The sequence below is a fragment of the Bradyrhizobium sp. 25ACV genome (genome assembly GCF_054863005.1).
This window is the reverse complement of record NZ_JAVAYO010000018.1, coordinates 99,283-116,311: the sequence shown is the minus strand read 5'-3', so window position 1 is coordinate 116,311 and position 17,029 is coordinate 99,283. Positions and strand designations below refer to the sequence as shown.

Below are 17,029 nucleotides of genomic sequence, written 5' to 3'. Positions count from 1 at the left end.
CCATATCCGGAAGGAGGAGATGATGATGAGGAAATATCTGTTTGCCGCCGCCATGATCACCGCCGTCGCGACGCCCGCGTTCGCTGATGAAGTCGGCGTTCACGTCGGCCCGGTTGGCGCCGGCGTGACGGTCGGTCAGTCCCACGAGTATCGTGAGCGGGATCGCGATCGCGACCGCACCACCGTCATCAGGGAGCGCGAGCCCTCTGATCGCACCACGGTGATCAAGAAGCAGGATGAATTCGGCAATCGCAGCAAGACCGTAATTCATCACGACAACGACTGACGGAGCAGGGCCCCGGCGGAGCGTCGGGGCCCGCCTTTCGCATGCAGTCCGTTCATCGAACATTCGGGGTGGAATGAAGATACACACGCATGCGGAAAGCCATGTCGTCGAACTCGACGACGGATCGCAATGGCAGATCTTTCCCGGCGATCTCGCGACCACGCTGAGTTGGAAGCCCGAGACCGATTTGCACCTCGAGCAAAGCGCCGACCGGGTGAGTTCGCATGTGCTGGTGAATGCCACCGACGACAGCCGCGTAAGGGTGATCGCGGCAGACGAGACCTGGGTCGACGGTGAGGTTAAGAAAATGTTGAAGGGCGGGTAGTCGGCTCCCGCGCTTCGCGATATCCCTGACTTCTGACCTGTCGTTTTACGGTCGGTTCGCTTCCGCCTGCGTAAGATGCGGCATGCGGGAGCTGTTCGACATCATCCGTACCAATCCCTGGCCCTTCGGCGCCGGGCTCTTCGTCGTCGTTCTGATGATCATCGCCGAGAACCTTGGCCGCGGTATTCAGGGCGGCGATGGCGGTGCGGGTGGCAATTTCTCGGACGCCGGCGGGTGTGACGGAGGAGACGGCGACTAGACCACACCTAGTCCCCCTGCAACTCCGTCGCGACGTTGGCGAGCCAGCGGCGAATGCTCGCCTCGGCCTTGGCATCGAGGCCGCCAGCCAGACGCTTCTCCAGCGCGATCACGCGTTCTCTGCACGCCTTCAACAACGTCGTTCCGCGCTTGGTCAGCGTCCATTGCTGGATACGGCCGTGGACGGGATGAGGCGTCATCAGAATCGCGCCGTCGCGTTCGAGGTTGCGGATGATGACCCCGACCGTCTGTGGCGTGAGGAAGGTGAGGCGGGCTACATCGGCACCCGATAGTCCCGGATAGGCATTCAGCATCGTCAGCACGGCAAATTGTGGCGACGTCACGCCGAGGTCTGCGAGCGTCCGCTCCATCGTCAGACGGACAGCTGCATTGGCCTGTCGCAAGAGATAGCCGAGATAGCCCTGCTCGCCGCGCTTGCCTTCGCCCGGGGCGGGCACGTGCACGGGACCAGGCTCGGCAGTTTTGTCCCGGGATTTCGATCTCGTGATACCGGGTGTCTTGCGTATCATGTAAGTGCTCTTATAAGATGTAAGCAATCTTATAATAAGACGAGGTGAACCGCAATGTCACATGCCCGTAGCGAATACGAGGATTTCAAGAAGATCGCGCCCGACGTCTACGATCTGGTGCTGGCGCTCGGTCAGCTTGCGACCAAGGCCGGCCTCGACAAGCAACTCATCGAGCTCGTCAAGCTGCGCGCCTCGCAGATCAACGGCTGCGCCTTCTGCGTGCAGCATCATGTCCTGCTGTCGGAGCGGATCGGCGTTCCCGTCGACAAGCTCCATTTGGTCGCGGTCTGGCGCGAGGCGCCGATCTTTTCGCCGCGCGAGCGTGCCGCGCTGGCATGGGCCGAGGCGCTGACCGTCCTGCCCGACGGCGTCAGCGAGGACGTCTATGCCGAAGCTGCCCGGGAGTTTTCCGAGACGGAGCTGATGTACCTGACCTCGGCGGTCGCCTCGATCAACGTCTGGAACCGTTTCGGGGCTGCGTTTCGCTGGACGCCGGCGCCGCGGCCGGTGGCCGCGAATGCCGCGGCATCCTGATTGGCACAAAGGGAGGTCATAATGACAGCAATGAGTTTATCTGCCGTGCAGCGTCCGGGGCCGTCACGTTCGACGGCGTTCGCCGTCGTTGCGGGGCTGGCCTGTGCGCTGGCGATCGGCAAGGCGCTGCCGGTGACGATGGATGCCGTCTCCGGCGCGCTGGCGCCGCTCTGCGCCACGGCGGCGGAGAGCTCGCCGCTCGACAAGGTCGAACCGATCGGCTCCTACGCATTGCCGAACGTGCCGGGCAAGCGCGTCACCATCGTGCGCGTGACCTATGGTCCGGGCGGATTCTCGCGCCCGCATCGTCACGCAGGATCCGTGACCGCCTACGTCACCAAGGGCGAGATCCGTTCCCAGCTCGGCGGCGGTCCTGTCGAGACGTTTGGCGTCGGCCAGTCCTTCTTCGAACCGCCGGGCTCGACGCATCTGGTCTCGGCCAACGCCAGCACCACGGAGCTCGCGGAATTGATCGCGGTGTTCGTGGCGGACGAGGGCGCGCAGCTCACGACGTTCTTGGAGTAGAGTACGGCTAGGAAGCGCGATCCCGCGATCGCCTCAGCCGCTTCCATGCCGGAGAGAGACCGTATTGGACCGCCGGAATCGCAACTGCGCCGACAAGCAGTCCAAGCACGCCTGAGATGGCTGCCTCGACCGACCATCCGATGATGCCGGCAATGGATGGAAGGGAGTGTGCGGCCGCCTCGGTTGCGGCATGGACCGTGCGGCCGACCACGGGCGGCCCGTATTTTTCGATACCGTGCAAGATGATGCCGCCGCCGACCCAGATCATGGCGGCAGTGCCGATGGTGCTCAGCACCGCCAGGAACGTGGGCATACCGCGGACGAGCGCGCGTCCAAGCGAGCGGATTGCGGCGCCAATGACTGAGGCGCCGTCGTAGCCCGCAAGGGCCAGGCCGGCATCGTCCGCCTTCACGATCAGGGCCACCACGCCGTAGACCCCGACCGTGATACCGAAGCCGACCAGCGCCAGCACCAGCGCCTGCATCCAGATGCTGCCCGCCGGGATGGCGGCCAGCGTGATCGCCATGATCTCCGCCGACAGGATGAAATCCGTCTTGATGGCGCTCGCGACCTTATCGTCCTCGACCGACCGGGCATTCAGCGCGATCGGCTCGAGTTGGGCTTCGTGGTGGTGCGCATGATGCGGCATCACGGCTTCGAGCACTTTCTCGGTACCCTCGTAGCAGAGAAAGGCTCCGCCAAGCATGAGCAGCGGCGTCACCGCGCTGGGAAGGAAATAACCAAGCAGCAGGGCAGCGGGAAGCAAAATCAGCAATTTGTTGCGCAGCGATCCGACCGCAATCTTGCCGACGATCGGCAGTTCGCGCTTCGAGGCAAAACCGATGACGTAGTTCGGCGTGACGGCCGCGTCGTCGATGACCACGCCAGCTGCCTTTGCGCCCGCTTTGGCAGCCTGGCTCGCTACATCATCGAGCGAGGCCGCTGCCACCTTTGCAATCGCCGCGATATCGTCGAGAAGACCGATCAGTCCGACACTCATCACCCCGATCCCTGTTTTTGTTTGAGCCGGCGGTGCGCGCGACAACAAGCTCTTGCACCGCCCTTCATTGGAGCGAGCAAGCCCTCAATTCTCCTCGCCGCTCGATCCCTCGCGCAGATCCGGCTTGATGACGTCGTCCGGCAGCGCATGGGCGACCGGCTGCGACGTGATCGCGATCTCCGGGCCGACCTCGCGGCCGCGGGCGTGGATCAGGCGTTCGTAGGCGGAGACCAGGGTGATGTAGGGGCTGACCCAGATCCAGCCGTCGCGTGTGAACACCTGCACGTCGAAATGCAGATGCATCGAGGTGCCGGCGGGATGGTCGAGATAATTCGAGATCACACCGATCTTCTCGCCTTCGGTGACGATGCGGCCATTGAGCACGCCATCGGCGTTCATGGCGTGCGGATTCATGTGCATGTAGCGGAAGCGGATGTGCTCGGTGCGGCTGTTGACTTGCAGCGTCGCGGCCTGGTCCTTGGACGCGCGGATCACGATGGCATCGCGCACGGCGACGACGCCGCGTTGCTTGGGATCGCAGGGCTCGCGGCCTTCGCCGGGCGGCGGGCAGTCGGCGGCGCGGATGTCCTCGCCCTGATGGCCGTAACCGCCCGCGCATTGCCAGACCTCGAAACTGCGGGACTCGCAGAAATTGTCGCGCCAGGGATAGGCGGTCGTGCTCTCCGTCTTGTCGCGCTTGGCATAGGATTGCGAGCGGATGAAGGCGGGTGCCTTTTCGAGCGGAAAGCGGATTTGTGCATAGGCCATTGCGTCGGGATGGCCGCCTTGCTTGCGGTAGCCGGTGTTCGGGATGATATCGCCGCTCGGCCGGTAGCTGAAATCCGGCGAACGGCCCGCCGGACGATCGAGGATGTTGGAGGCGATGTCCGTCAACGGTCGCATGCGCTGGCCGCCGGCGACGCGCAGGGCCTTCAGGAAGCGCTCGGCGACCGGATAGGCTTCCTTGCAGGCCAGCCGCCGCGGCTTGGCGACGCTGTCGAGGCACTGGATCGACACCACATAGGCGACGCCGAAACGGGTGAAAGCGTAGCGGACATAGCCTTCGCGGATGAACCTGCGCAGGTCCGGGTAGAGCGCGGTGAGCGGTTTGATCTGCTCGCCCTTGCCGCCTGAGGGATCGGCGATGTCGTAGACGAGCGCCGAGCCCGTAATCTGCACTTCGACCGGCCTTGTGAACACCCGGCCGGGCATTCCCTCACCGGCGCCGGGCTCGAGCGAGAAGGTCGCGCTGTAACCGGCGGGGCCGGCATCGAACATGTCGACGGGATTGAAGTCCGCCTGATAGCGCGACAGCGCGAGCGTCGCCGTCGCGCCGCTGCGCTGCGCCTCGAGGTAAGCGGCGGCGTCGAACGGCAGCAGCACCGGCACGGGACTGCGGGTGATGCCGGTGAAGAATCGCGAGGAAACCGCGTTGAGCTGCACCAGGGCGGGCATCGCGCGCGGATCGTAGCGCGGCACCGAACGGCGAGGTGCGAAGATGAAATCGTCCGCGACGCGGGGGCGGCTGTTGATCTCGGTGCGGAGCTGGTCGAGCGCTGCGCGCCAGTCGACGCGCAGGGCCGTGAGCGAGGGGCTGCGGAATTCATCCGCAGCGAGCGGAGCGGCAATGAGGAGCGAAAGCGACGCCAAAAGAAGCGAGACGAAGCGGAAACCCTTCCCAACCACTGTCTCGCCCCCCGGCGGCACCTGCGATCGCTCTGTTCCCCGTCAGTCCTTGGCGCGTTCGGAGTAGGAGCCGTCCTCGGTCATGACCACGATGCGGGTACCGACCGCGATGTGCGGCGGCACGGTGGTGCGCACGCCGTTGGAAAGCACCGCCGGCTTGTAGGAGGACGAGGCGGTCTGGCCCTTGGTCACCGGCTCGGTTTCGACCACTTCCAGCGTCACGCGCTGCGGCAGCGCGAGCGAGACCACGTTGACGTCGTGGGTCGACAGCTTGACGGTCATGTCCGGCTGAAGATAGGAGGCCGCGTCGCCGACGACGTCCTTGGAAACCTGGACCTGGTCGTAGGTCTCCGGGTTCATGAAGTGGAAGCCGTCGCCATCTTCATACAGGAACGTGTAGTTGCGCTCTTCAATGGTGGCCTTTTCGACCTGGTCGGTGGTCTTGTAGCGCTCGGAGATCTTTACCCCGTCCGAGATTCGGCGCATTTCGATCTGGCTGACCGGGGTACCCTTGCCGGGGTGGATGTTTTCGGCGCTGACGACGACATAGAGCTTGCCGTCTTGCTCGATCACGTTGCCTTTGCGAATAGAACTGGCGATGACTCTCAAAGCTATATTTCCTGCTTGCTTGGCCCGGCAACGGCCAGGACGTGATCAATTCGATGGGGGACTTGGGGCCTCAAATCGGACCTCGGCGCCCGTTTCGGGCCGCAACATACTGATTTTGCCGTTAGATGCCAGCGTTTTGCTCGGGTCTGGGGCGCTCGGGTAATGGCTGGGGACAAGCCCATCTCACCGTTCTGGTCGCCCGGGCGGCACCTGGACCGTCGGCCGTTCCTCCAGGCCAGGGGGGCCATTACCGGCTCTCTACGGGGCTTTTTCGCCGAGCAGGGGTTCGTGGAGGTCGAAACCTCCGTCCTCCAGGTCTCTCCGGGCAATGAGACCCATCTGCACGCCCCCCGGACCGAGATCATGCGGCCGGACGGCAGCCGAGCCCTCCGGTATCTTCGCACTTCGCCCGAATTCGCCTGCAAGAAGCTGCTGGCGGCGGGCGAGACGCGGATTTTCGAGCTCGCCCGGGTGTTCCGGGACCGTGAGCGCGGCGACCTGCATCTGCCCGAATTCACCATGCTGGAATGGTATCGGGCTGGCGCCTCCTATGATGCCATCATGGCCGATTGCGTCGTCGTCATCGCCCGTGCGGCGCAGGCGACCGGCATCGGGACCTTCTCGTTCCGGGGCCGGACCGCCGATCCCTTCGCCGAGCCCGAGCTCCTGACGGTCGCGGGCGGCTTCGAACGGTTCGCCGGCATCGACCTGCTGTCGACAATCACGGACGGCGAGGCTAACCGTGCCGCGTTGGCCGAGGCGGCCAGTGGCAAGGTCCGTGTGGCCGAGGACGACACCTGGTCCGACATCTTCAGCAAGGTGCTGGTCGAGCACGTCGAGCCGCATCTGGGGCAGGGGCGTTTGACCATTTTATTCGAATACCCATCTCCAGAGGCGGCGCTGGCACGGGTGAAGACGGACGATCCCAGGGTTGCCGAGCGGTTCGAGGTCTACGCCTGCGGCGTCGAGCTCGCCAACGGCTTTGGGGAACTGACCGATGCCGAGGAGCAGCGAAAGCGCTTCACGGAATCGATGACGGAGAAGCAGCGCCGCTACGGCGAAGCCTATCCGCTCGACGAGGACTTTTTGGCTGCGGTCGCCGCAATGCCGGAGGCGAGCGGCGTCGCGCTCGGCCTCGACCGGCTGGTGATGCTGGCAAGCGGCGCATCGCGGATCGATCAGGTGGTTTGGACGCCACCTGCAAATGAAGCGTCTAGTGAGACATGACCAAAACGAACCTTGCACGCACTCTGCGCGAGCCGGCTGAGCTCGTCGCCGAAGGTCTGGCGCCCGCAGCAGCGCTGCCGGCGCTCGAACGCGTTGCCGCACGCTATGCGGTGGCGATCACGCCAGCGCTGGTCGAACTGATCGATCCGTCCGACCCCGACGATCCCATCGCACGGCAATTCGTTCCGAGCGCCGCGGAGCTTGCGATGCAGCCGGGCGAGGACGCCGATCCGATCGGCGATCATCCGCACTCGCCGGTATCAGGGATCGTGCACCGTTATCCCGATCGCGTGCTGTTCAAGCTCGTTCACGTCTGCGCGGTCTATTGCCGCTTCTGCTTCCGCCGCGAGATGGTGGGCCCGGGCAAGGAGAATGCGCTGTCGGAGACCGCCTATCGCGCGGCGATCGATTACATCCGTTCGCATCACGAGATCTGGGAAGTGATCCTGACCGGCGGCGATCCGCTGATGCTGTCGCCGCGCCGGATGGGCGAGATCATGGCCGAGCTCGCGGCAATCGATCACGTCAAGATCATCCGCCTTCACACCCGCGTGCCCGTGGCCGATCCCGCGCGCATCAGCGACGAGTTGGTTGCGGCGCTCAAGGTCGAGGGCGCGACCACCTGGGTGGCGCTGCATGCCAACCATGCGCGCGAACTGACGGGACCGGTGCGCGCCGCCTGCGCGCGGCTCGTCGATTCCGGAATTCCCCTGGTCAGCCAGTCCGTGCTGTTGCGCGGGGTCAATGACAACATCGCCGCTCTGTCGGATTTGATGCGAGCTTTCGTCGAATGCCGGATCAAGCCCTACTATCTGCATCACGGCGACCTCGCGCCGGGCACCGCGCATCTTCGCGCGACCCTTGCCGAAGGACAGGATTTGATGCGGCAGTTGCGCGGGCGGGTGTCAGGGCTTTGTCAGCCGGACTATGTCATCGACATTCCCGGCGGCGCCGGCAAATCCCCGGTGGGGCCGAGCTACGTCCTGGCGCCGCAAAATACCGCACCCCATGCGGGTGATGCGAAAGCCGAAACGCGCTATCGTATCGTGGACTATTGCGGTGACGTTCATCTCTATCCGCCCGAGACGTGAGCGGGGTTGGAGAGCGCGCCGGTTCGAGAACGGAGAAGCAAGAATGAAGAAGATCATGGTGGCAGCATCGCTCGTGGTCTTGCTTGGCGGCGCAGCGGCAGCACAGACCGGCGGTTCCAAGGGATCGACATCCGGCGGCAGCGGCGGAACCTCTGGGGTGTTGCCGGCGCCGGTCGGTCACCGCCAGCCGCGCGCGGCTGACGTGCCGAGCGAGAAGAATTTGAGCAATCCGAACACCCCCGCGAACAAGGAAGATGCGGAGCTCGATCGGAAGATCAAGAGCATCTGCCGCGGCTGCTGATCCTTTCACCTCTCCCCGCCGGGGAGAGGTGAGGAGAGCGAACGCGAGTTCGCCATGAGCTAGGCCGAGCGCTCCTGCAGTCCGGCGCGCCGGGCGTTGCGGCGGATTTCCACCGCGTCGGCGAGCCGCTCGAGCGCGGTCGCCGTAGTCGGCCAATCGATGCAGCCGTCGGTGATGCTCTGGCCGTAGGTGAGCGGCTTGCCCGGCACGACGTCCTGACGGCCGGCAACGAGATTGCTCTCGATCATCACGCCCATGATGCGGCCTTCGCCGCCTGAGATCTGGCCGGCGATGTCGGCCGCCACCTGCGGCTGGTTCTCGGGCTTCTTGCTCGAATTGGCGTGGCTGGCATCCACCATCACCAGCGGCGCGACACCGGATTTGGTCAGCTCGTTGCAGGCGGCCGCGACGCTTGCCGCATCATAGTTCGGCTTGCTGCCGCCACGCAGGATGATGTGGCAGTCCTCGTTGCCCGCGGTCGAGGCGATCGCCGAGCGGCCGAGCTTCGTCACCGCCATGAAGTGATGCGGATGCGAGGCCGACTTCACGGCGTCCGCCGCGATCCGCACATTGCCATCGGTGCCGTTCTTGAAGCCGACCGGGCAGGACAGCCCCGAGGCCAGCTCGCGATGGATCTGGCTCTCGGTCGTGCGCGCACCGATCGCGGCCCAGGACACCAAATCGGCGATGTATTGCGGCGTCGTCATGTCGAGGAATTCCGTGCCGGCGGGCAGGCCGAGATTGTTCACTGCCGACAGCACGTTGCGCGCCAGCCGCAGGCCCTTGTTGATGTCGAAGCTGCCGTCCAGATCGGGATCGTTGATCAGGCCCTTCCAGCCGACCGTGGTGCGCGGTTTCTCGAAATAGACCCGCATCACGATTTCGAGCTGGTCGGCGAGCTCTTCGCGCAAGCTCGCGAGGCGCTCGGCATATTCGAGCGCGGCCTTGGGGTCATGCACCGAGCAGGGGCCGACCACGACCAGCAGGCGGTCGTCCTGGCCATTGAGGATGGCGTGGATGGCGTTGCGCGCCGCCATCACCACACGCGTCGCGGTGAGCGTGCGCGGGACTTCCCGCATCACCTCATCGGGCGTGCTCAGCTCTTTCAATTCGCGGATACGAAGATCGTCGGTCGTGCTCAGCACGGCGGGCTCCTGTTTGTTTCGAACCTGCCGGCCAATAAAAAAGCCGCCAGGTCTGGCGGCTTGTTCGGACGTTTGCTTCAATATTCAGATTGAGCGCGATCCTCCTGCCGCCAGCGAGCTGTCGTAGCTAAAGTACCAAAAATAGCTGGTGGCGACGGTGATCATGGAGGGGCATATAGCGCGCCATCGGCGGATTGTCACCCCCCAATCGGCGCGGCAGGTGACGAGGCAGGTCAGGTGTTGCTGTTGCGCGCCGCCAGCGCCAGGCCGATCAGGCTGGCGCCGCCGAACAGGAGATTGATACCGACGAGGACGCCGATGGCCCATTCCGCCGAGCTCGGCAGTCCCGTGATCACCATGAAGGAGATCGCGATGTCGACGAGGCCCGAGATCAGCAGCCACGACCAGCGGCCGCTGAGTTCGCGGCGGTGCTCCAGTGCGTACATGATGGTGGCGACGCCCTCGGCCAGGAAGTAGGCGCCGACCACGATGGTCAGCGTCAGCACGGCCTGCATCGGCCGGGCCAGCAGCAGCATGCCGGCGAGCACGGCGAGCGCAGCCGAGATCAGCGACCACCAGAATCCCGGCGTGCTGCGCGCCCAATAGGTCACGATCAGCCCGCCAATGCCGCTGATCAGGAACATCCAGCCGAGGAAGATCGCGATAGCAAGGCTTGCGAGCGGCGGCAGGATCAGCGCCGCGACGCCGAGAATTGCGAGCAGGATGCCCTCGAACAGGAAGGCCTTCCAATGGGCCTTGACCGTCTGGCTCATCATGGATTGAAGCCGCGAAAAATCCTCGGGCGACGTCATCGGCAGGCTCCAGATCGAAAGGTCAGCGCTCAATCTAGTATGCGCGCAGCGCGCTCGCCATCCCGCGGCTCACCCGCCGCCAGGCGCCGAGGAAAAACCCTCCGCGCTGGTGCGGATGCGGTTGCGGCCGAGAACATAGATCGCCGTTGTGACAATCAGAAGCGCCAGGCCGAGCAGGATCGAGACGAAACCGATCGGGATCAGGGCCAGCGTCAGATTGCGCTCGGGGTTGATGAGCCAGTGATGGATCGAGGTCAGCACGAAGGCGAGCCCGAGAAAGCCGACGCCGCCGCCGGCGAGCAGCAGCGCCCACATCCGGCGGAGCTGGCTGAGCCGCTCCCGCGCGACATCGGTCCGGGGGGCGTGATGGCGGGCGACGCGCCGGACCAGGCGGATGGCGAAGGCGATCGAGCTGAAGCCGATCAAGAGGCTGGAGGCGCCGAGCCACATCCGCAGCGTCGGATCGAGCTCGGGCATTCTTTGCAGGGTCAGCAGCGGAAAGTCGAAGGCGGAATGCAGCGCAAGCGGGCCGGCCAGCATCAGGAGCCGGCTGGAGAGGCGGGCCCAGTCGCGATGGTGCCGGTTCGCACCCAGCGCCGTGCCGGCGCGCGCGATCGTCAGATAAGCGCCCGCGATGATGCCGAGCGCGCCGTGGAACGGCACGGTCAACACGCTGCGCAAGGCGGCCAGCGAGCGCCACATCTCGGCGTGCTGGACCAGATAAGCCAGGTTCTCGTAAGCGGCGAAGCCGAGGCCGACCGCGGCGCCATAGACCACGGTGTCCATCGGATTGGCAAAGGTCCGCCGCTTGGTCGAGGAGATCGCCACGATGGCGATCACCTTGACGGCTTCCTCAGGCAGCGCGACGCCGAAGATCGAATGCATCGCCAGCGCCGCCCAGGGGTCGTCGGGCGCCGCGACCATCTTGGCGAAGGGGGCGCGGGCGAGGCCCAGCAGCGAGATACTGGCCGCGCCTAACAGGAACGCGGTCCAGACCTGGGCCGGCGGTCCCGGACGCTCCTCGGCGGCGATGACAAGCCACAGCATCAGCAGCGCCGGGGCGATGGCGGCCGTTCCGATGACGGTGGGCAATGCTTCAATCAGGTACATCGGCGCCGAAAATAGGTTCCCTTGATCCGCTTATCTACATTCACCGATGCGACCATGTGTCATGCGCTTGCTGTCGGCTCGCTTAACGAGTGCATTAGCTTCCGTTCATCTGCCGCGGCTCGTGGCGGTGTAAAATACACGCGCAATCAATTGCATGACAGCACCTGTTCGTCATCCACAGCAACGATTGCCTCGACCAAGGTCGGGGCGCGATTGGCAAGTCAGATCAAGGAAGTGCGCAGGTTTCTTCGATTCACGGCGTAGCCGTGCGCAGGGCAGGCCAGCTAGCTGCGCTTCGTTGGGCCCTTGCGGGGCGGCGAGCCGATCCGGCGCGTCCGCGCCTGCTCCAGCTCCCAGAAGGCGCGGACGAGGCAGGTGCCGAGGCAGAACACGATAAGCACCAGCAGGAAGGCCTGGTCGACGGCGGGGATGTGTATCATGGCGATGATAAAGCAACGCCCATGCCATGCGTTCCCGCACCGGCCGGCCTTTCTGCCCTTCAGTGCGTGGTGAACGGCGGCGGCGCCCCGGGAGCGACGTCGAAGGCGCCGAGATGGAATTCCTCGCCGAGGGATGTGTCGGCTTCGCCCGGTTGCGCCAGCAGCGTGAACGCGGCCTGGGGGTAGAGCTTCCAGATCTCCAGATCGCCGGCGGTGATGGTGAGCCAGCCGAACGTGTACATGTAGCGTCCGGGCTCAGTGACCCGGCCCACCCTGTCCCAGGTGATTTTGTTGACTGCCATACGGTCCCCCGATCGCAAGTCCGCAAATGACGCCCGGCCTGGAGGCACGGACGATCAAAAGCTGATCCCGCAATGGGGCCGCGATAGGGCGGCGATGCGGAGGCAAGACGGCCCGGCGATGGCCGCTGCCTGCCGATTCAGCGCGCCGTCGAGGCCGCCTCTGCTTCGGCCGCCCGCTCCAGCTGACGGTGCGAGGCGTGGAAGACGTCGTGGACGAGACCGATCTTTTCCAGGCCCAGGATGATCAGGCCGTTGAGATCGATCTCCCACCAGGCGTGCGAGATGTAGGCGTCCCGCGGGAAGCGGTGATGGTTGTTGTGCAGGCCCTCGCCGAAGGTGAGGATCGTGGTCACGAACTCGTTGGTCGAGGCGTCGTCGACCTCGAAGCGGCGATAGCCGTAGGCGTGGCAGACCGAGCCGGTGAGCTGGCTGGTGAGGATCAGCAGATAGGCGCGGAGCAGGCCGGAGAACAGCACGCAGCCGATCATGGCGTGCACGCCGCCGAAGGTGTAGCCGATCACGCCGGGGATGAAGACTGCCGACATCCCGTACCAGACCCAGCGCGTGCGCACGAAGAACATCGCGATCGGATCGGCGAGGATGTCCTTGGCATAGTATTCGTTGTCGGTGGTCGCCTGGTCGAACACCCAGCTGCCCTGGGCGTGCAGGAAGCCCTTGAGCGCGCTGACATAGCGATTGCCGAAGCCGTCGAATTGCGGGCTGTGGGGATCGCCGACGTCATCGGCGTAGAGATGGTGGCGGCGGTGGTTGGCGACCCATTTGGCGATCGAGCCCTGCACAGCCATCTGGGCGATGGCGCAGAAGAAGACACGCATGATCGGGCCGGTACGGAAGCTGCGATGGACGAACAGGCGGTGCATGCCGGCACCGATGCCGAACGTCGTCAGCGCGAACATCCAGGCGAACGTGAACAGCTCGACCTTGCCGACGCCTTGCGTCACGGCCCAGATGATGCCGGCGACCGCGCCGACATAGAGGATGCCGAGCAGGAGATAGCTCTCGCGCAGCTTGGCCTGGACCAGCGGCCCTTCGGTGACGACGCCGGGTGGAAGCTGCGGCTTGGGCGCGACGGGCGTGTTCGGCGCGATCTCTGCCGGGGCGAACTCGGCGTCGGCGATGGACATTCCGGGGCTTCCAATACTCGAGGCCCGCAGTGATTGCGGACGCACCGGGGCACACCCTACCGCGCAGGGGTCGCCATCTCCAGTATTTAGTTAAGAGAGAGTTAAGATTGATCGGGCCGGCTTCAGGCCGACTGCAGCAAGGGCGTGCGGACGATCAGGCGGACGAGATCGTCCCGCGACTGCTTTTCGGCGAATTTGACCGCAAACCCATGCTCGAACTTGCGGATCACGCGCCCGACGCAAGCACCGACCGCAAGCGGGGTTCCGAGCGGCGGATCGTATTCGCAGGAGATCGCGACGCCAGCCGTGGAAACGTCGATGATGAAGCACGGATGGCTGCTGCCGTTGGCGAGCGTCAGGAAGGTGTGCGAGACCTGCGGTACGAAACGCGCGTCATTCCGCAGCTCCTGGACGCTGGCGTCCTTCTGTTTCTTCTCGAGCCAGGTCAGCTTTTCCGACATCCAGGCGCGCCGCGCCCGCGTCATGTCGAGCTCCATCAGGAAACCCGACTTCAGCGTCGCGCTGATCGTGCACTGGAATTCGCCGAAATCCTGGAAGTAGGAGGTGAGGCGCTCGCCGACCTTGCCGACGACGGGCACGTCCACGATCATGCGGAAGGGCGAGACGCGCTTGGTGCGGCAGGCAAAGCTGCGCAGCTTGCCCTCGCAATCGTACCAGCGGGGCAGCGAGTAGCTGCCGCTGACCGTGACGTCCACTGCACGCTGCCTGAGGAACTCTGCGACGGACATGAGGTGCCAATGATGTTCGGGATTGCTTCCGTAATTCCACGGTAGCTGTCAAATTCTAAGCAAATGATACCAGCGCACATGAGCAGGGGTAAATTTCCGGTAAATGGGCGCCTCGCTCGCCCGGCTGAAAGCGCGGCATAAGGACCCGTTATGCTGCAGGCCGCCTCACAACATCGTCATCGAGGGCGCGGTGAAGCAACGACGCGCTGTGGCGCCTAGAGTGATCCGAACAGCACCAGCAAAGCCAGCGAGCCCATGGCCATCGCGAACTGGATCGTCGTCCATATCAGGCCGTTCGGGCTGATCTGCAATCCCAACGGCGGCAACGCGCGCCGCATCGCCAGCGCCGTGAAGGCTTCGGCAATGGCGAGCAGGAGGGCGATGCCGGCGATGAAAGACCATGACTCGGTCGGAGGCATCCATGGTGCGAGCCAGGCAGGGACGGAGCCCTTCAAGGCGGCGAGCAACGCGAACCAGCCGAACCAGAATGCCGAGCGCTTGACGATGTCGGGGCCGATCGTTTCGGGCTCGAGGCGGATACCGATGGTTGCCAGCGCGCTTTCGATGCGCTCGCCGTCGGTCAGGACAACGAACGCGCCGAGATAGAGCGGAATGCGCGACTGGAAGAGCAGGGCGAGGACACCGAACAGGATAACGTGGCCGATGACGTCGCCGAGAATATCGCTGATTGCGTTCTTGGCGCTGCTGCCTGACGGCACGAGCGCGGCCGGCGCGGAATCTGCCTGACGCTGCGGAAGTGATCTGGTGCGCGCCATGTGCTCCAGCATTTTGGCGCGTCGGTCCGATGGATGCTGGAGGGGATGGCCCAGCCATGGCGGAAGGCCCGGCCTCGCTGTGGGTGCGCCTGACGAACCTTCAATCTCGGGGTTACATTGCGCCATGGGCCTGGACCGGTTCCAACTGACATTGGTCGGTAGTGGGCAGCGGGGAGGTTCACGCGAAGCGGCGGAATTTGCAGCCGGGCTGTCGTAGGGGCTCAGTGCGGCGCCATCTATCGCCGCCGCGTGCACTGGCGCTCCCTAGCGGAATCGAACCGCTCTCTCCACCGTGAAAGGGTGGCGTCCTAACCGATAGACGAAGGGAGCAAACGCAGGGCCCTGCCGTTGTTCCCGGCACGGCCGCTGGCCGGCCGAGTCGGGCCCGGCGGCTTGCAGCGGGCGAACGTATAGTGGCCTTTCCGGCTCCGGGCAAGCCGTCCGGGACCGGTCTTTTGGCCCCGGTGGACAGCGCAGGCCCCGGGGTGATCCGGAGGCGATTTCAACGGATTCTTAGGGTTCCCTGAGTAGCGCTGGAACGGGAGATCTTTCGCCAATGCCACCGCCGAAAAAGCGCGCAGCCCGCAAGCTGCTGTCGCAGCATGCCTGGATCACGCTCGACGGTGGCTTCGCCGCGCGGCATTGCCTGGTCCAGGACATCTCGGATTCCGGCGCCAAAATCACGCTGGACGAGGATGCGAGCCAGCTCCCGGGTGTGATCCGGCTCGCCTTCGCACGCGATGCGCGCACCGGGCGGAGCTGCCAGGTGGTCTGGCGCCGCGGCAAATCAGCCGGCATCAAGTTCATCTGATCGCGGCCGCGGCCGCCCCGATGGCGCATGGCGCCCGTCCGGGCTAGAACGCCGCCATGCGCGCGCCGCTCCTCATCCTGATCTCGTTGCTCGCCACATCCGCCGCCGCAGCGGAGGCCTTGCGTCTGCCGCCAGCGGAGCGGCCGCAGGCCGGCAAGGCCCTGCCGCTGAAAGGCGCGGCCGGGAAGGCACGGGCGGGCTCCTGCGCCACTTACGGCCCGCGCTTCGTCATGGTCGAGGGCACCGGGACTTGCGTGAAGATCGGCGGCTCGATCAGCATCGACACCACCGTGAGGCGCTAGAGGCCCATGCCGGTGGATCTGCTTCGCCTCGACCTCATCGTGCCCGTCTTGATGTACTGCGCGCTGCTGTGGTGGGTCGGCCGCGGCCTGAGCTGGACGGCGCGGCTGGCGACCGCGGCGGTGACCCTGGTGCTGATCGTCTGCGTGCTGATGGTCGAGCGCGGCTGGCGGTAAAGCCAAAACTAAAAACGCGAAAACAACCCCATGCACAGTAGCGTCAAGTGCTGAGTTGACGCCGCTGGATTGCGCCGAAACGCGGATTCATCGCGCTCTCGCCGCAGCTTGCGCCGCGCTGCCGGCTCACGACATCGGCGGTGCGACATGCTGTGCAAAACCGGGCCGTTTGCCGAGCTCGGCGAGCCAGCGCGTCAGATGCGGCTGCGCCGGCCGGGCGATGCCCTCGACGCCGAGCCATCGGCGGGCATAGGAGCCGAGCGCGATGTCCGCGAGCGTGAACGCATCGCCCTCGATGAAGCGGCGCGACGAGAGCAGGCGGTCGGCGATGGCCCAGACCTCGGCGGCGGCATCGGCATCGCGCTGCACCTGGATCATGTCGCGCTCGGCGGGCGCCGTGCGCACGATGCCCCAGAACACCGGGCGGTCGACCGGCTGCACCGTCGACAGCGTCCAGTCGAGCCAGCGGTCGACCGATGCGCGGCTCTTCGGCGCCTCCGGGTAGATTGGCGTGCCGCTTCCATGCGCGAGGCAGAGATAGCGCATGATCGAGTTGGACTCCCACAGCACGAAGTCGTCCTCGACTAGTGTGGGGATCCGCGCATTGGGGTTCATCGCGAGATAGTCGGCCTCGCGGGTCCGGCCGTAACTCATGCCGGCGTCGATACGTTCATAGGGCAAAGCGAGCTCAGTGAGGCACCACAGCACCTTCTGCACGTTGACCGAATTGGCGCGGCCCCAGATCGTCAGCTTGGTGTCAGGCATGAGGCGTCTCCCGCGGCGTTGTCGCTTGCCGCGGGTGATAGCGGAATTCGCCGTTCGGAGCGATGCGCGATTGCGGCGCGCCTCTCATGCAAAAAGCTCCGCCCGAGGCGAAGCTTTCGTTGCAAA

General features: G+C 65.1%; 24 protein-coding genes and 1 tRNA gene. 11 read left to right on the top strand and 14 right to left on the bottom strand.

All coding sequences use genetic code 11. The features are described from left to right. Window positions 1-25: 25 nt before the first annotated feature. The 3 genes from RAD04_RS32270 (at window position 26) to RAD04_RS32260 (ending at window position 870) form a co-directional block, all read left to right on the top strand. On the top strand, window positions 26-286 hold the full coding sequence (locus RAD04_RS32270; protein WP_461618913.1) for a hypothetical protein: 261 nt from the start codon (window positions 26-28) through the stop codon (window positions 284-286). A 73-nt stretch (window positions 287-359) separates the two neighbouring features. Next, window positions 360-611, top strand: a complete 252-nt coding sequence (locus RAD04_RS32265) for a hypothetical protein (RefSeq protein WP_461627015.1) — start codon at window positions 360-362, stop codon at window positions 609-611. Between the two features lie 82 nt (window positions 612-693). Continuing rightward, window positions 694-870, top strand: a complete 177-nt coding sequence (locus RAD04_RS32260) for a hypothetical protein (RefSeq protein WP_461627014.1) — start codon at window positions 694-696, stop codon at window positions 868-870. Between the two features lie 7 nt (window positions 871-877). Here the strand turns inward: RAD04_RS32260 and RAD04_RS32255 are convergent, their stop codons facing one another. Beyond that, entirely contained in the window at window positions 878-1,399 is a 522-nt protein-coding gene (locus RAD04_RS32255) for a MarR family winged helix-turn-helix transcriptional regulator (protein WP_461627013.1), read from the bottom strand. Between the two features lie 54 nt (window positions 1,400-1,453). On the opposite strand from RAD04_RS32255, the gene RAD04_RS32250 reads away from it, so the two are divergent. Both RAD04_RS32250 and RAD04_RS32245 read left to right on the top strand, forming a co-directional pair. Further along, a complete protein-coding gene (locus RAD04_RS32250) occupies window positions 1,454-1,933 on the top strand; it encodes a carboxymuconolactone decarboxylase family protein (protein WP_104461446.1) in 480 nt (159 codons plus the stop codon). 21 nt (window positions 1,934-1,954) lie between these two features. Then, complete coding sequence (locus RAD04_RS32245; protein ID WP_461627012.1) at window positions 1,955-2,458, top strand: cupin domain-containing protein; 504 nt, start codon at window positions 1,955-1,957, stop codon at window positions 2,456-2,458. Window positions 2,459-2,465: 7 nt separating this feature from the next. Here the strand turns inward: RAD04_RS32245 and RAD04_RS32240 are convergent, their stop codons facing one another. The 3 genes from RAD04_RS32240 to efp all read right to left on the bottom strand — a co-directional run bounded on the left by RAD04_RS32240 (window position 2,466) and on the right by efp (window position 5,753). Beyond that, window positions 2,466-3,458, bottom strand: coding sequence for a DUF808 domain-containing protein (locus tag RAD04_RS32240; RefSeq protein WP_461627011.1), 993 nt, complete (start codon window positions 3,456-3,458; stop codon window positions 2,466-2,468). An 84-nt stretch (window positions 3,459-3,542) separates the two neighbouring features. Then, a complete protein-coding gene (locus tag RAD04_RS32235) occupies window positions 3,543-5,165 on the bottom strand; it encodes a M23 family peptidase (RefSeq protein WP_461627010.1) in 1,623 nt (540 codons plus the stop codon). Between the two features lie 21 nt (window positions 5,166-5,186). Beyond that, window positions 5,187-5,753 carry an elongation factor P gene (efp, locus tag RAD04_RS32230; protein WP_018323088.1) on the bottom strand — a complete coding sequence of 189 codons (567 nt, stop codon included), beginning with the start codon at window positions 5,751-5,753 and terminating at the stop codon, window positions 5,187-5,189. A 162-nt stretch (window positions 5,754-5,915) separates the two neighbouring features. Between efp and epmA the strand changes: the two genes are divergently transcribed. The 3 genes from epmA to RAD04_RS32215 are packed head-to-tail and all read left to right on the top strand — an operon-like array spanning window position 5,916 to window position 8,372. Continuing rightward, on the top strand, window positions 5,916-6,980 hold the full coding sequence (epmA, locus tag RAD04_RS32225) for an EF-P lysine aminoacylase EpmA (RefSeq protein WP_461627009.1): 1,065 nt from the start codon (window positions 5,916-5,918) through the stop codon (window positions 6,978-6,980). Continuing rightward, window positions 6,977-8,071 (top strand): lysine-2,3-aminomutase-like protein, encoded by a 1,095-nt coding sequence (locus RAD04_RS32220; RefSeq protein WP_461627008.1) that lies wholly within the window; start codon window positions 6,977-6,979, stop codon window positions 8,069-8,071. Before epmA ends, RAD04_RS32220 begins: the two co-directional genes overlap by 4 nt. Window positions 8,072-8,114: 43 nt before the next feature. Further along, window positions 8,115-8,372, top strand: a complete 258-nt coding sequence (locus RAD04_RS32215; protein WP_461618633.1) for a hypothetical protein — start codon at window positions 8,115-8,117, stop codon at window positions 8,370-8,372. A 59-nt stretch (window positions 8,373-8,431) separates the two neighbouring features. Here the strand turns inward: RAD04_RS32215 and RAD04_RS32210 are convergent, their stop codons facing one another. The 9 genes from RAD04_RS32210 to RAD04_RS32170 all read right to left on the bottom strand — a co-directional run bounded on the left by RAD04_RS32210 (window position 8,432) and on the right by RAD04_RS32170 (window position 15,181). Then, window positions 8,432-9,517 carry a 3-deoxy-7-phosphoheptulonate synthase gene (locus tag RAD04_RS32210; RefSeq protein WP_461627007.1) on the bottom strand — a complete coding sequence of 362 codons (1,086 nt, stop codon included), beginning with the start codon at window positions 9,515-9,517 and terminating at the stop codon, window positions 8,432-8,434. Window positions 9,518-9,750: 233 nt separating this feature from the next. Then, window positions 9,751-10,329 carry an HdeD family acid-resistance protein gene (locus RAD04_RS32205; protein ID WP_461618914.1) on the bottom strand — a complete coding sequence of 193 codons (579 nt, stop codon included), beginning with the start codon at window positions 10,327-10,329 and terminating at the stop codon, window positions 9,751-9,753. Window positions 10,330-10,398: 69 nt separating this feature from the next. Then, window positions 10,399-11,439: a PrsW family glutamic-type intramembrane protease gene (locus tag RAD04_RS32200; protein WP_461627006.1), complete on the bottom strand. Its 1,041-nt coding sequence runs from the start codon at window positions 11,437-11,439 to the stop codon at window positions 10,399-10,401. 284 nt (window positions 11,440-11,723) lie between these two features. Further along, window positions 11,724-11,879 (bottom strand): hypothetical protein, encoded by a 156-nt coding sequence (locus tag RAD04_RS32195; RefSeq protein ID WP_461627005.1) that lies wholly within the window; start codon window positions 11,877-11,879, stop codon window positions 11,724-11,726. Window positions 11,880-11,938: 59 nt separating this feature from the next. Next, window positions 11,939-12,181, bottom strand: a complete 243-nt coding sequence (locus tag RAD04_RS32190; protein ID WP_461627004.1) for a hypothetical protein — start codon at window positions 12,179-12,181, stop codon at window positions 11,939-11,941. Window positions 12,182-12,318: 137 nt separating this feature from the next. Then, entirely contained in the window at window positions 12,319-13,326 is a 1,008-nt protein-coding gene (locus RAD04_RS32185; protein WP_461627003.1) for an acyl-CoA desaturase, read from the bottom strand. 122 nt (window positions 13,327-13,448) lie between these two features. Continuing rightward, window positions 13,449-14,075: a PilZ domain-containing protein gene (locus RAD04_RS32180; protein WP_038946697.1), complete on the bottom strand. Its 627-nt coding sequence runs from the start codon at window positions 14,073-14,075 to the stop codon at window positions 13,449-13,451. A 215-nt stretch (window positions 14,076-14,290) separates the two neighbouring features. Continuing rightward, on the bottom strand, window positions 14,291-15,106 hold the full coding sequence (locus RAD04_RS32175) for a hypothetical protein (protein WP_461627002.1): 816 nt from the start codon (window positions 15,104-15,106) through the stop codon (window positions 14,291-14,293). Further along, window positions 15,107-15,181, bottom strand: a tRNA-Glu gene (locus RAD04_RS32170). Between the two features lie 226 nt (window positions 15,182-15,407). On the opposite strand from RAD04_RS32170, the gene RAD04_RS32165 reads away from it, so the two are divergent. Genes RAD04_RS32165 through RAD04_RS32155 form a run of 3 tightly spaced genes read left to right on the top strand, consistent with a single transcriptional unit; the run spans window position 15,408 to window position 16,138 of the window. Then, window positions 15,408-15,662: a PilZ domain-containing protein gene (locus RAD04_RS32165; protein WP_018323099.1), complete on the top strand. Its 255-nt coding sequence runs from the start codon at window positions 15,408-15,410 to the stop codon at window positions 15,660-15,662. 56 nt (window positions 15,663-15,718) lie between these two features. Further along, window positions 15,719-15,964, top strand: coding sequence for a hypothetical protein (locus RAD04_RS32160; protein WP_461627001.1), 246 nt, complete (start codon window positions 15,719-15,721; stop codon window positions 15,962-15,964). 6 nt (window positions 15,965-15,970) lie between these two features. Continuing rightward, window positions 15,971-16,138: a hypothetical protein gene (locus RAD04_RS32155; RefSeq protein WP_179730540.1), complete on the top strand. Its 168-nt coding sequence runs from the start codon at window positions 15,971-15,973 to the stop codon at window positions 16,136-16,138. Between the two features lie 126 nt (window positions 16,139-16,264). Here RAD04_RS32155 and RAD04_RS32150 read toward each other — a convergent pair whose 3' ends face one another. Then, on the bottom strand, window positions 16,265-16,903 hold the full coding sequence (locus tag RAD04_RS32150; protein WP_461627000.1) for a glutathione S-transferase family protein: 639 nt from the start codon (window positions 16,901-16,903) through the stop codon (window positions 16,265-16,267). Between the last annotated feature and the right edge of the window lie 126 nt (window positions 16,904-17,029).